The 12,749-nt window shown below is 64.8% G+C and carries 11 protein-coding genes; 3 read left to right on the top strand and 8 right to left on the bottom strand.

The window, feature by feature from the left end:
• Nucleotides 1-48 precede the first annotated feature (48 nt).
• Nucleotides 49-1,212 carry a phenylacetate--CoA ligase family protein gene (locus DM868_RS05855; RefSeq protein ID WP_137275935.1) on the top strand — a complete coding sequence of 388 codons (1,164 nt, stop codon included), beginning with the start codon at nt 49-51 and terminating at the stop codon, nt 1,210-1,212.
• Here the strand turns inward: DM868_RS05855 and DM868_RS05850 are convergent.
• The 8 genes from DM868_RS05850 to DM868_RS05815 all read right to left on the bottom strand — a co-directional run bounded on the left by DM868_RS05850 (nt 1,209) and on the right by DM868_RS05815 (nt 9,692).
• Nucleotides 1,209-2,066, bottom strand: coding sequence for an amidohydrolase family protein (locus tag DM868_RS05850; protein ID WP_137275934.1), 858 nt, complete (start codon nt 2,064-2,066; stop codon nt 1,209-1,211). The genes DM868_RS05855 and DM868_RS05850 overlap by 4 nt on opposite strands.
• A gap of 3 nt (nt 2,067-2,069) precedes the next feature.
• Nucleotides 2,070-2,453 carry a universal stress protein gene (locus DM868_RS05845; RefSeq protein ID WP_137275933.1) on the bottom strand — a complete coding sequence of 128 codons (384 nt, stop codon included), beginning with the start codon at nt 2,451-2,453 and terminating at the stop codon, nt 2,070-2,072.
• Between the two features lie 157 nt (nt 2,454-2,610).
• Nucleotides 2,611-3,645 carry a branched-chain amino acid ABC transporter permease gene (locus DM868_RS05840; RefSeq protein ID WP_137275932.1) on the bottom strand — a complete coding sequence of 345 codons (1,035 nt, stop codon included), beginning with the start codon at nt 3,643-3,645 and terminating at the stop codon, nt 2,611-2,613.
• Nucleotides 3,646-3,718: 73 nt separating this feature from the next.
• On the bottom strand, nt 3,719-4,633 hold the full coding sequence (locus DM868_RS05835; RefSeq protein WP_137275931.1) for a branched-chain amino acid ABC transporter permease: 915 nt from the start codon (nt 4,631-4,633) through the stop codon (nt 3,719-3,721).
• Complete coding sequence (locus DM868_RS05830) at nt 4,626-6,677, bottom strand: AMP-binding protein (protein ID WP_137275929.1); 2,052 nt, start codon at nt 6,675-6,677, stop codon at nt 4,626-4,628. The genes DM868_RS05835 and DM868_RS05830 overlap by 8 nt, the downstream gene beginning before the upstream one ends.
• A gap of 1 nt (nt 6,678) precedes the next feature.
• The gene (locus tag DM868_RS05825; protein WP_137275927.1) at nt 6,679-7,515 is read right to left on the bottom strand and encodes an ABC transporter ATP-binding protein; all 837 of its coding nucleotides are present in this window, start codon (nt 7,513-7,515) and stop codon (nt 6,679-6,681) included.
• Nucleotides 7,516-7,519: 4 nt separating this feature from the next.
• Complete coding sequence (locus tag DM868_RS05820; protein ID WP_137275926.1) at nt 7,520-8,359, bottom strand: ABC transporter ATP-binding protein; 840 nt, start codon at nt 8,357-8,359, stop codon at nt 7,520-7,522.
• A gap of 1 nt (nt 8,360) precedes the next feature.
• Nucleotides 8,361-9,692, bottom strand: a complete 1,332-nt coding sequence (locus DM868_RS05815) for an ABC transporter substrate-binding protein (protein WP_137275924.1) — start codon at nt 9,690-9,692, stop codon at nt 8,361-8,363.
• Nucleotides 9,693-9,842: 150 nt separating this feature from the next.
• On the opposite strand from DM868_RS05815, the gene DM868_RS05810 reads away from it, so the two are divergent.
• Both DM868_RS05810 and DM868_RS05805 read left to right on the top strand, forming a co-directional pair.
• Nucleotides 9,843-11,009, top strand: coding sequence for an acyl-CoA dehydrogenase family protein (locus DM868_RS05810; protein WP_137275922.1), 1,167 nt, complete (start codon nt 9,843-9,845; stop codon nt 11,007-11,009).
• 3 nt (nt 11,010-11,012) lie between these two features.
• On the top strand, nt 11,013-12,749 hold the full coding sequence (locus DM868_RS05805; RefSeq protein WP_137275920.1) for an acetyl-CoA carboxylase biotin carboxylase subunit: 1,737 nt from the start codon (nt 11,013-11,015) through the stop codon (nt 12,747-12,749).

The raw sequence follows: 12,749 nt of genomic DNA, 5'->3' as shown, positions 1-12,749 counted from the left end.
CGGCCGCTGGGAAATTTCTTTATGTGTGCGGTGAGTACATCCCATCGTATGTACGACAGCACGGTGCTTGCCGACCTCGAGGAGCAACTGGAGCGGGCGGCCGAACACGACCTCTACGCCGAGGCGTTCGCCGAGGCCGACGTCGATCCGACCGATCTCGGTTCGTGGGCTGACTTTCAGTCGATTCCCTTCACCGAATCGGGCGACCTGAAGGCCGACTTCGACGCGCACGGTCCCGAGGGATCGCTGTACACCGAGGGCGCGATGATCTCGTTTTCGCCGCTCGGCGACGATCTCGCGCCGATGTTCGACACCCGCGCGGACCTCGACTACGAGGCGGAGGTCAACGCCGACCTCTTCGAGGCGGCGGGGATCAAACCGGGCGATCGCGTCCTCAACACGTTCGGGTACCACCTCTTCGGGACCGGGATTCTGCTCCAGCGCGGCCTCGAGGAACTCGGCGCTGAAGTGTTCCCGGTCGGTCCGGGCGACTCCGAGCAGGCGGCCGGCTTCATCTCCGAGTACGACGTCGACGTGCTGGTCGGCAACCCGAGCTTCGCGCTGAAGATCGCCGAGGCGGGCGCGTCCGTCGACGTCTTGGTCGGCGGCGGCGAACCGTTCACCTCGATCCCCGGCTACCGCGAGGAGGTCAAAGACGCACTCGACTGCGAGACGGCGATCGACTACTTCGGCACCCGTCACGTCCTCCCGATCGCCGCCGAGACCGACGCGGAAAACGGCCTCCGCGTCGCCACCGATTACGCGATCGTCGAGATCGTCGACCCCGACAGCGGCGAGCCCCTCCCGCTCGGCGAGCGCGGGGAGGTCGTGGTCACCCATCGTCGCAAGGAGGGGTTCCCGCTGGTCCGGTTCCGGACGGGCGATCTCGCCGAGTTGGAGCGGCGAGGAGACGACCTCGTCCTCCCCGACGGCGTCATCGGCCGAACCGACGACCGGCTGAAGGTCAAGGGTGTGAAGGTGTATCCGGAGAGCATCCCCGCCGTCCTCGCCGCCTTCGACGGGCTGACCGGGGAGTTCGCGGTCCGGGTGACGCGCCCCGAGTCGACGGACCACCTCGAGATCGTCTGTGAGGGCACCGCCGACGAGGCCGAACTCGCCGAGGCGCTCGCCAGCCGGCTCGTCATCTCGCCGGACGAACTCACGCTCGTCGACGACCTGGAGGAGCCGGGCGTCTTCGACGAGCGGTACTAATCGTCGAGCCCGAGGAAGTCGATCGCCGTCCGGTAGAAGATGTCCCGATACGTCTCCGCCGACAGGTCCCGTCCGAGCAGTTCGGCCCGCTCCGCCCGGTAGGGGTAGGGGATGTTCGGGAAGTCGCTCCCGTACATGATCGATCCCGAGAGCGTCTCGAACACCTCGTCGTCGATGCTCGAAGGGTCGAACCCCATTATCTCCTCGGCCTCCGTCGACATCGCGAACGTCGTGTCGAGGTAGACGTTCTCGTGTTCGCGGGCCATCTCGACGAACGCGTCGACCTCATAGGTGCCCATGTGCGCGCAGTTGACCCGGAGGTCGGGGAACGACTCGACCACTTCGGCGAAGCGATCGGCCCCGACGTTCGGGTCGTCCTCATACATCGGCGCGGTGCCCCCGTGGTAGGTGATCGGCCGGTCGTACTCGACGGCAACCTCGAGCGCGGATTCGATCCGCGGATCCGCCGGCGCACACTCCTGTACCGGGCAGTGAAACTTCAGGCCCCGAGCGCCGGCCTCGAACGCCTCCCGGACGATCTCGCCGACCCCGTCGTCGTCGGGATGAACCGTCGCGAACGGGATGAGTCGGTCGGAGTCGGCCGCCTCCGCGGCGAGCCACTCGTTGAGCCCGACCGCCACACCGGCCTTGTGCGCGTACGGCAACGCGACGTATCGCTCGACGCCGGCGTCGACCAGCGTCGATTCCATCGATGGTCGGTCGATGGCGTACTCGAACTCCCAGCCGGCCGCGTCGGTGAGCGTCCGCTGGATCGCACTCGCGAGCCGTTCCGGGAACAGGTGGACGTGGGCATCGATCGCCGGCGCGAATCCATCGTCGGGCCTCTCCGACATCGCTCAGTTCCCGCAGACGAGCACCGGACGGTCGGTGTTCAGGATGACGTCCTGCGTTACGCTGCCGAAGACGGCCTTGCCTGCCGGGCTCCGCTCGCGCCCCGCGACGCAGATCAGGTCGGCGTCGGCGTCGTCGGCGACGGCATTGACGATCGTCGCCGGGTTGCCGCTTCGCTCCTCGAACGAGACTTCGATACCGTGTGATTCCAGCAGGTTACGGGCCTTCCGCGCGGCACCGACCTGATCGATCGAGGCACCTTCGGGATTCTTCTCGAACGAGTGGGTGAGAATCACGTGAACGTCGTCGATCGGCAGCCCTGTGATCTCCTCTGCGACTCGGCGCGCCCGATCCGTGTCGGTGTCGACACCGGCGACGATGGTGTACATACACACGTGTGATCGCGCATCACAAATATATGTGTCGGGCACGCCGGTCACGGTGACGGCGGCGGTTCGCTTCTGCCCTCGATGTGGCTGCGGGTCCGGTTCGACGCGACATTCGGTCTCCCGACGGAGCGCGACCCCCGCCGGGAGGAAGTGCCCGTCAGTAGGCGTAGGGCCACTTCCGCAGGTAGTCTTTGATCTGTCCGAGCCCCGCCAACAGCCCCTTCGGCTCGACGGCGAGGACGACGATGATGAGGATACCGAAGAACACCGGTTCGAGGGCCGTCGCGTCCGACGCGTAGGCCACTAGGAAATTCCGGATCTCCTCTTCGACGATCGTCACGATCGAGACGCCGAGGACGACGCCCCAGACGCGGCCCATCCCACCGAGCAACAACATCACGTAGTGCTCTAGAGTGAGCTCGATCGTGAAGTACCCGGGGCTGATGAAGCCGATGTACAGCGAATACAGCGCACCGGCCGCGCCGATCATGAAGCCGCCGATCGCGTACGCGAGCAGCTTGTTCCGGAAGACGTTGATCCCCAACACGGCCGACGAGAGGTCGTTCTCGTGGATCCCGCGGAACATCCGCCCGATCCCCGTCCGGCTGAGGTTGAAGGTTACCAGCGCGAACACCGCCAAGGCCGCGAGGATGAAGAAGTACTGCTCGGTCGGCGAGCTGATGGTGACGTACTCCCCGATCAGCCCGACGTCGCGGGGGAGATTCTGCTGGGACCCGCCGTGGATGAACGCCAACTGATTGTTCTGAAGGAACCACAGCGCGATGAACTGCAGCGCGAGCGTCGAAATGGCGATGTAAAAGCCCTTGACGCGCCACGACGGCAGGCCGAACAGGACGGCGACGAAGGCGGTCAACAGCCCGCCGACGAGCATCCCGGGGATGATCCCGACGCCCGCCTCGGCGACGAGTCGCGTCGACGTGTACGCGCCGATCGCCATGAACGCCCCCTGCGCGAGGACGATCTCCCCGGCGTAGCCGAGGATGACGTGTAACCCCAGTATGGCGATGATGAAGATGTAGATGCGGGTGATCATCGAGACCATCCCGCCACCGAGCACGAAGGGGATGAGAAACGGGATCGGCAACCCGAGGACGAAGGCGACGCGCTCGATGCGCCAGCGGACCAGTCCCATCCGGTCCGCATAGGAGGTGAAGTACTCACCGCAGGGCATCAGACGCACCTCCCGGCCGCCGTGGCAGTCGACGTCGATTCGATCCGTGTGTACCGTGCGTTCTGTGACATGATTAGAGCCTCTCTATTCGTTCGGTTCCGAAGAGTCCGTACGGCTTGACCAGGATAACGACGAGCAGGAACACCATCGGCAGCACCTGCCCGACGCCAGCGCCGATCACCGGCTCGGCGTAGTACGCGCCGAGTTGCTGTATTAGTCCGACGACGAGCGATCCCAAGAACGCGCCCGGAATGCTGTCGAGCCCGCCGAAGACGACAGCGGCGAAGATCAGGATCCCGACCGCTTCGATCGTGAATCCCGCACCGCCAGCCGACATCGCAAAGAGCAGGCCGCCGATCGACGTGATGGCGATCGAGAGCGCCCACGACAACAGGATCGTCCGCTCGATCGAGATGCCGAGCACCATCGCGGCCTGCTGGTCGCTCGCGCCGGCACGGAGGATCGAGCCGATTACCGTGTATCTGAAGAACAGCATGAGCGCGATCACGACCACGAGCGACAGGACGACGCCGAGAGTGAACGACGCGCTCAGATCCACGCCGAACGGGAGCGGCAGGCTCCAGTCCGGCCGCAGGGCGTCGGGGTACGCCCGGTATTGGGGGCCGATCAGAAACCTGACGCCGCCGGTGATGATCCCGCCGAGCGCGAGCGTGACGATGATCACGGAGAGCACCGGCTCCCCGATGAAGTGTCGAAATATCACCCGCTCGAGGACGACACCGAGCAGCAACCCGAAGATCAGCGTCACCACGATCGCCGCCGCGGCCGGCAGTTCGACCGCGATCAAAAGCGGGGTGGTGAGGACGACCACGAGGTATGCGCCGAGCAGCGCGAGCTGTCCCTGCGCGAAGTTGAGTACACCCGTCACCTTGTAGATGAGCGAGAACCCGATCGCGACGAGGGCGTACACCGCGCCGAGACCGATCCCGGTGACGACGACCTCGAAGAGGGTCGCGACGTTAACCATCGATCTCACCCTCGACGAGCGCGTCGGGTTCGGTCAGATCGACGACGGTCATCTCGCCGCGCTCGCGCGATTCTCTGCCGTCCTGATACGTTATCGTTACGTCCATCTCGACCGTCTCCTCGCCGCTGTAGATCCCTTCGATCAACTCGTCGTATCTGTTCGTCACGATTTCGCGCCTGATCTTACCGGTTCGTGTCATTTCTCCGTCGTCGGCGTCGAACTCCTTGAACAGGATGACGAACCGATCGATGCTCGGTCCCTCGAGCCGCTCGTTCGTATCCGCGACGACGCCGCGGAGGAGTTCGAGCACCGGCTCCTTCTGTGTGAGATCCTTGTACCCCGCGTACTGGATGTCCCGCTGGTCCGCCCATTCGGCCACGTTGTCGAAGCGGATGTTCAACACGGCGGCGAGCGAGTCGCGGCCGTCGCCGACAATGAGCGCCTCCTTGATATAGGGGTTGAATTTGAGCTTCGTCTCGACGCTGATCGGCGCGACCGCAGTGCCGTCGGTCAGCTCCATCACGTCGTCCATGCGGTCGAACACCTTGATGTGGCCGTCGTCGGTGATCGCCCCGAAGTCGTCCGTGTGGAGCCACTCACCGTCGAGGGCCTCCGCGGTCTTTTCGGGCTGGTTGTAGTAGCCCGAGGTGACGACGGGACCGCGGACGACGAGTTCACCCTCCGGCGTGATCCCAACGCGGACGTTCGGGAACACCTCGCCGACGGTCTCGACCTGGATGTCGTCGTCTCTGTGCATCGTCACGAACCCGCAGACCTCGGACTGTCCCCAGATCTGTTTCAAGGGCACGCCGAGCGCGTGGTAGTACTGGAAGTGGTCCTCGCCGAGCGGGCCGCCGCCAGTGTAGACGTTCTTGGCCCGCTTGAGGCCGATCTTGTCGAGGATCGGGCGGTAGGCCGTCCAGTAGGCCGCCCAGTGTGCGAACCGGAGCGTCGCCGGCGGCTCCTCGTCTCGCTTGTCGCCGCTGACGTACTGGGCGTAGCGCTCGCCGATGTCCATCGCCTTCTCGTAGACCCACCGCTTCAGTCGGGTCGTGTTCTCGACCTTCGCTTTGATATCGGCGACCCAGCTCTCGTAGGCCCCCGGTGAGGAGAAGATGATCTCTGGGCCGATCTCGCGGAGGTCCTCGCTTTCGGTTTCGGCCTCCTCGGGGAAGTTGGCTGTCCAACCGCCCAAGAATGCCGCCGCCATGAGGATCATCTGCTCGCCGATCCACGCCATCGGCAGATACGAGAAGTAGTCCGACCCCTCCGGGAGCGGATCGATCTCGATCGCGGCGTTCGCGAGGTTGACGAAGTTGAAGTGCGACAGCTGGACGCGCTTCGGCATGCCAGTCGTCCCGGACGTCGGCGGCAGCATCGCCGGTTCGTGGGGATCGACATCGCGAATGCGCGTTTCGAGGTCGGAGTTGGTCACCTCGCCGCTGTCGAAACGCTCCTTGCCGCGAGCTTCGATCTCCTCGTAACTCATGACCGGCACGGCCGTGTCCTCGTACCGGAACATCCCCTTCTCGTCGCGGTAGACGATCGCCTCTAGGGACGGCGCTCGGTCGGCGACCTGCAGGAGTTTGTCGACCATCTCTTGATCCTCGGCGTAGGCGACCTTCGGCGAGAGGAGTTCGAGCTGATTGCCGATCGCTTCGGGCAACATGTCCTCGTAGTTCGGCGCGGCCATCCCGCCGAGCGTCTGTGCGCCCATCCACGCCCACAGCTGGTGGGGGCGGTTGTAGCCGATCGTAAAGAGGATGTCGCCCTCATCGAATCCCAGGGTTTCGAGCCCCATGGCGAAGTACTTGACGCGGTCGTAGTACTCCCGCCAGGTGAACTCCTGCCAGACGCCGAACTGTTTCCACCGGAGCGCGGTGTCGTCGCCGTTCTCCTGGACGTGGTCCAAGAGCACTTCGGGGAGCGCGGTGTCCTCGACGATCTCGATGTCGCCCTCTGGCGGTTCGACGATCCGGTCGATCGTCGGCCCGTCGCCGACGTCGACCTCGGGTTCGGCGAGCCCCTCTTCGGCGTTCGTCATCTCAGTCCACCCCCGTGTAGATATTTCTGACTTCGGGATCGCTCGTCACATCGTCCGGCGGACCGCGGGCGATGACGCCACCCTTGTGAAGGACGATCATCCGCTCGGAGACGTCGGTGACGACCTCGAGGTCGTGTTCGATCATAACGAGCGTCAGCCCCTCCTCCTCGTTGAGGTCGGCCAGAAACCGGACCATGTCGTACTTCTCGTCGAAGGTGAGCCCGCTCATCGCCTCGTCGAGCAACAGCACGTCGGGATCGAGCGCGAGCGTCCGTGCGAGATCGACCCGGCGCTGGATGCCGAGTGGGAGGCTCGACACGGTGCTGTGACGGTACTCCCAGAGTTCGAGATAGTCGATGATCTCCTCGACGCGCCGCATGTTTTGTGCTTCGACCTTTCGTCCGGTTCCGTAGAACGCGAGCGCCGAGAGGAGGTTCGGCCGTTCCTTGACGGCCTGTACTGTCATGACGTTCTCAAGGACGTCCTCCTCCTCGAACAGTTCGAGCCCCTGGAACGTCCGCCCGAGTCCCTTCCGCGCTCGCTTGAACGCTCGATCGGCAGTCACGTCCTCGGCTTCGAAGAAGATCTCGCCGCCCGGATCGGGGTCGTAAAACCCGTTGAGGACGTTCAAAAGCGTCGTCTTGCCGGCCCCGTTCGGGCCGACGATCGACACCCACTCCCCCTCGTCGATCCCGATCGAAATGTCGTCGCAGGCGGTGATCGCGCCGAAGGTCTTCGTTACGTTGCGACAGCCGAGCACGGCATCGTCGGGCGAGACGTACGGGCCGCCCCTGATCCCCGCACCGCCGCCTGTCTTTGGTGTGTCCTGAGTGCTCATGTGTTCACGTGTAGCGCTTCCGTATCTTGTAGTGGCGGATGTCAGAGTATCGGCTCTCCTCGCTGCTGGTGCCGAGGTAGAACTCCTTGATCTCCTCGCGGTTCACCAGCACGTCCGCCGGGTCGTTAAGTTCGATCTGGCCGTTCTCGAGGACGTAGCCGTAGTCGGCGATCTCGAGGGTCCGCTGTGCGTTCTGGTCGGCGATGATCATCGTGATCTCCTCCTCACGGTTGATCTCCCTGAGGGTCTCGTAGATGTCCTGGACGAGTTTCGGGGCGAGGCCGAGCGACGGCTCGTCCAGCAAAAGGAGGTTCGGACGGTGGATCAGCGCCCGCGCGATGACGAGCATCTGCTGCTCGCCGCCGCTCGTGTACCCCGCCTGCACGTCGAGGAGGTCCTCGAGCTGCGGGAAGTACTCGAAGGCGAGCTCGTAGTCCGATTTATCGTATCTGATTCGCCGCCCCTCGCGGTACAGTCCACACCGAAGGTTCTCCTCGACGGTCAGGTCCGGAAAGACCCGCCGTCCCTCGAGGATGTGGGTGACCCCGCGATCGACCATCTCCTTCGTCTGGAAGTTCGTGACCTTCTCGCCCTCGTAGTAGACGTCGCCGCGGGTCACCTCGCCGCGCTCGGAGCGCCCGATGCCGGAGATCATCTTCAGGATCGTGGACTTCCCGGCCCCGTTCGGGCCGAGCAGCGCGACGATGTCGCCGCGGTCGGCTTTCATCGAAACGCCCTGGACGGCCAGGAAGTTCCGATCGTATACGATCTCGGCGTTGTCGAGTTCGACGACCGGCGCCTCCTCCTCGCCCGTCGCTTCGCCGCTCGATTCGGTTTCACTCATCTTACGGGAGCCAGTCCTCGCGGCGCTCGAGTTCGACCATCTCGTCGGGGACCATCTCGCCGTCCTCGACCACGTAGGTCTGGCCGTTCATCGTCGGTCGGCGGTCGCCGTCCTGGTAGTCGTAGGTCTCGGGCAACAGCCCCCAGGCGTCGAAGTCGTCGATATCGATGAGCGCCTCGCGGATGTCCGCGCCGCTGCTCGGATCGAGGCCCATCTCCTGGGCGTGTCGAACACCCTCGACGGCCAACAGCGCGTGGACGACGCCGCGCACGTAGTTGATGTTCGCGATCTCGGGGTTGTCCATGCTGTGGCCCTCCCGCTCGAACGACTCCTCGATGATCTGCCAGCCGTCGGCGTCCGAATTCATCGCCTGCGCGAACGAGATGTTCGAGTTGACGTATCTGACGCCCTCGAACAGGTCGGGTGCCTCCTGGGCGCGGAACTCGTCCACAGTCCAGGTGAGCCCCATCACCTCGATGTCGGCGCCTCGCTCCTCGATCGAGCTCAAGAGCACCTGCATCGGTGCCGCCGTGTTCTGGTGGATGAGGTAGTCGACGCCGTTGTTCTCGGCCCGCTGGACCTGCGTGTCGGCACTGTTAGCGGAGAGTTCGAGGGCGATGCTGTCGACGACATCGAGCCCGAGCTCCTCGGCGTAGGCCTCTCCGCCTTCGACGGGGGCCTCACCGAACGGGGTCGTGTTGTGGATGTACGCGACCGTCGCGTCCGGGTCGTTGTCGGCGATCCACTTCACGTGCGCACGCCCCTGGCTGGTGTAATCGAGATTCGCGAAGAAGTTGTACGGCGTCTCCTCGCCGAGCAGGTCGTCGGAGTACGACGCGGAGATGTAGACGATCTCGTCGGCGGCCACGTCGCTGGCCAGCGCCTCCGTGTCGGCGGTCCCCCAGCCGATGATGATCGGCGGCTCGTCGCCCGACGTGTAACTGGAGTAGTTCTGCTGTGCCTGGGGCACCTCGTAGGCGTAGTCGACCCAGTCGTGGGCGATCTGGAAGTCGATCTCATCGCTCTCGTTGAGCCAGGCGATCGCGTCCCGCGAGCCGATCCCGGTCGGCCGACCGACGTCCGACGTCGCGCCACTCAGGTCGTAGAGCGCGGGAATGTCAACCTCACCGATGCCGCCGTTGCCGTTGCCGCCGTTGCCGCCGTTGCCGTTGCCGCCGTTTCCGTTGCCGCCGTTTCCGTTGCTGCCGTTGCCGTTGCCGGAACAGCCCGCCAGTCCGACTGCCGTGGCCGCTGCGGCTGCTCCACCAGCTTTACCGAGGAATCCCCGTCGACTGTGAGCGTCAGTGTCTGGAGTATTGTCATCTATGTTCATGCTATTACGGTCAGTACATACGAACATAGTTATTTAAATCATTCGCTCGATCCGTGTTTCGGCCGCGTCCCCGGACGCAATCCACCGTCGGACCGTCCGGACACAAACTACTAAATGGTATGAACGACCGAATACAGACGAGGAACGACCATGACATTCGAGACGAGTGCCGAACACTCGATGATCGCCTCGACGGCAACGGAGATCGCGACGGAGTTCGGCCCAGCATACTGGCGGGAGAGAGAAGAGAACGGCGAGTTCGCCACCGATTTTTGGGACGAACTCGGCGAAGCGGGCTTTCACGGCCTCCTCGTCCCCGAGGAGTACGGCGGCGCCGACATGGGGATGGCCGAACTCGGCCTGGCGATGGAGACGCTGTGTGCGGAGGGCTGTGGGATGGCCGGCACGTGGTATCTGGTGTTGACCGCCGGCATGGCCACGGTCGGGTTGAATAAACACGGCACCGACGAGCAGAAGGAAACGTATCTGACCGACATCGCGACCGGCGATCGAAACTTCTCGATCGGTATCACCGAGCCCGAGGCGGGGACGAACACGCTCAACGTCTCGACGCGCGCGGAGAAGGACGGTGACGAGTACGTCCTCAACGGCCAGAAGGCGTGGATCACGTTCTCGGACCGCGCCGACAATATGATCCTCGTCACGCGCACGACCCCACGCGAGGAGGTCGATCGCGGTACCGATGGCATCAGTCTGTTCGTCGTCGACATGGACTCGCCGGGGATCGACGTCTCCCCGATCGAGAAACACGCGATCAACTACTCGAAGTCCTGTGAGGTGTTCTTCGAGGACGTCCGCGTTCCCGAAGAGAACCTGCTGGGCGACCGTGGCGACGGGTGGGACGCGCTCGTCAGCACGCTCAACCCCGAACGGATCGGGTTCGCCGCGGCGGCGACCGGGATCGGAAAGCTCGCGGCCCACACCGCGATCGATTACGCCAACGACCGCGAGGTGTTCGGCACGCCGATCGGCACCCATCAGGCCGTGTCGTTCCCGATCGCGAAGCCATACGCGCGCATGGAGGCGGCCGCCCAGATGCGACGGAAGGCGGAGTGGCTCTACGATCAGGACGAGCCCTGCGGGTACGAGACGAACGTCGCGAAGGCGACCGCCGTCGAGGCCGGTATCGAGACGGTCAAACAGTCGATGCAGGCCTTCGGCGGCTGGGGGTACGCCACCGAGTACGACGTCGAGCGCTGGTGGCGCGAGATCAACCTGACGCGGCTCGCGCCCGTCACCCAGCAGATGGCGTACAACCACATCAGCCAGGAGATCGGCTTCCCCAGATCGTACTGAACCATGTTCGAGAAACTACTCGTCGCGAACCGCGGGGAGATCGCGATCCGCGTGATGGCCGCCTGCGAAGAGCTTGGCGTCGAGACAGTCGCGATATACAGCGACGCCGACCGAAACGCCGGCCACGTCGAGTACGCCGACGAGGCGTACAACGTTGGACCCGCGCCCGCCGCCGACTCGTATCTCGACGGCGAGACGATCGTCGAAACGGCGAAACGGGCCGGTGCCGATGCGATCCACCCCGGTTACGGCTTCCTCGCCGAGAACGCCGAGTTCGCCAGACGCGTCGAGGCCGCCGAGGGGCTCACCTGGGTCGGCCCCGAGAGCGACACGATGGAGCGGTTGGGGGAGAAGACGAAGGCTCGAACGGTGATGGACGCGGCCGGGGTTCCGGTCGTTCCGGGGACGAACGACCCCGTCGAGACGCCCGAGGAAGTCGCCGAACTCGGCGAGGAGTACGGCTATCCGATCGCAATCAAGGCCGAAGGCGGCGGCGGCGGCCGCGGCATGAAGATCGTTCGCGGCCCCGACGAGGTCGAGGACGCCCTCGAAACCGCACGGAGAGAGGGCGAGGCGTACTTCGGAAACGACTCCGTCTACGTCGAGAAGTATCTCGATTCGCCGAAGCACATCGAGGTGCAGGTGCTCGCGGACGAACACGGCAACGTCCGCCACCTCGGCGAGCGGGATTGTTCGCTCCAGCGCCGCCACCAGAAGGTCATCGAGGAAGCGCCGAGCCCATCGCTCACGGCGGCGCTGCGCGAGGATATCGGCGAGGCCGCCCGCCGGGGCGTCGGCGAGGCCGGCTACACCAATGCCGGGACGGTCGAGTTCCTCGTCGAAGACGGCGAGTTCTACTTCATGGAGGTCAACACCCGGATTCAGGTCGAACACACGGTTTCGGAGGAGATCACCGGAATCGACATCGTGGCTTGGCAGATCCGGATCGCCGCGGGCGAGGAACTCGACTTCGGTCAGGACGACGTCGAGTTCGACGGCCACGCGATCGAGTTCCGGATCAACGCCGAAAACCCCGCGAAGGAGTTCGCCCCGACGCCCGGACGCCTCGAAACGTACGACCCGCCGTCGAGCGTCGGGGTCCGGCTCGACCACGCGGTCTCGCAGGCGGACGACATCGGCGGCGACTACGATTCGATGATCGCGAAGCTGATCGTCCACGCTCCCGATCGGGATCGCTGTTTCCGCCGCTCCGAGCGCGCGCTGAAGCACTTCGAGGTCGAGGGCGTGCACACGACGATCCCGTTCCACCGGCTGATGCTCGACGACGACGCCTTTAGACGGGGCGAACACACGACGAAGTACCTCGACGAGGAACTCGACGCGGAGCGGCTGGCGGCGGCCGTCGAGCGGTGGGGTGCCGCCGAGACGAGCGCGAACGCCCAGCCTCCCTCCGCGCGGACGCTGGCGGTCGAGGTCGACGGACGGCGGTTCGACGTGCTCGTCGAGGACGGCGTCGTGGCGGCTTCGGGCGACGGTTCCGGGGGCGACGAGAGCGGTGTCGTCGAGGCGGGTGCGATCACCGCGGAGATGCAGGGGACGATCCTCTCGCTCGAACGATCCGAAGGCGACACCGTTTCGGCGGGCGACGTCGTCTGTGTGCTCGAAGCGATGAAGATGGAAAACGACGTGTTCGCCGAAACCGGCGGTACAATCGCCGAGGTCCCAGTTTCGGAGGGCGACTCGGTGAACATGGGCGATACGCTGGTGGTCTTGGAGTGA

The sequence above is a fragment of the Natronomonas salsuginis genome, assembly GCF_005239135.1.
Lineage (GTDB): Archaea > Halobacteriota > Halobacteria > Halobacteriales > Haloarculaceae > Natronomonas > Natronomonas salsuginis.
The sequence above is the reverse complement of the archived record's forward strand: the minus strand, read 5'-3'. Positions and strand labels throughout refer to the sequence as shown.

Coding starts and splice junctions, on each gene's coding strand:
- DM868_RS05815 (WP_137275924.1), bottom strand. CDS start 9,692: ATGAACATAGATGACAATACTCCAGACACTGACGCTCACAGTCGACGG.
- DM868_RS05845 (WP_137275933.1), bottom strand. CDS start 2,453: ATGTACACCATCGTCGCCGGTGTCGACACCGACACGGATCGGGCGCGC.
- DM868_RS05835 (WP_137275931.1), bottom strand. CDS start 4,633: ATGGTTAACGTCGCGACCCTCTTCGAGGTCGTCGTCACCGGGATCGGT.
- DM868_RS05810 (WP_137275922.1), top strand. CDS start 9,843: ATGACATTCGAGACGAGTGCCGAACACTCGATGATCGCCTCGACGGCA.
- DM868_RS05850 (WP_137275934.1), bottom strand. CDS start 2,066: ATGTCGGAGAGGCCCGACGATGGATTCGCGCCGGCGATCGATGCCCAC.
- DM868_RS05840 (WP_137275932.1), bottom strand. CDS start 3,645: ATGCCCTGCGGTGAGTACTTCACCTCCTATGCGGACCGGATGGGACTG.
- DM868_RS05855 (WP_137275935.1), top strand. CDS start 49: ATGTACGACAGCACGGTGCTTGCCGACCTCGAGGAGCAACTGGAGCGG.
- DM868_RS05830 (WP_137275929.1), bottom strand. CDS start 6,677: ATGACGAACGCCGAAGAGGGGCTCGCCGAACCCGAGGTCGACGTCGGC.
- DM868_RS05805 (WP_137275920.1), top strand. CDS start 11,013: ATGTTCGAGAAACTACTCGTCGCGAACCGCGGGGAGATCGCGATCCGC.
- DM868_RS05825 (WP_137275927.1), bottom strand. CDS start 7,515: ATGAGCACTCAGGACACACCAAAGACAGGCGGCGGTGCGGGGATCAGG.
- DM868_RS05820 (WP_137275926.1), bottom strand. CDS start 8,359: ATGAGTGAAACCGAATCGAGCGGCGAAGCGACGGGCGAGGAGGAGGCG.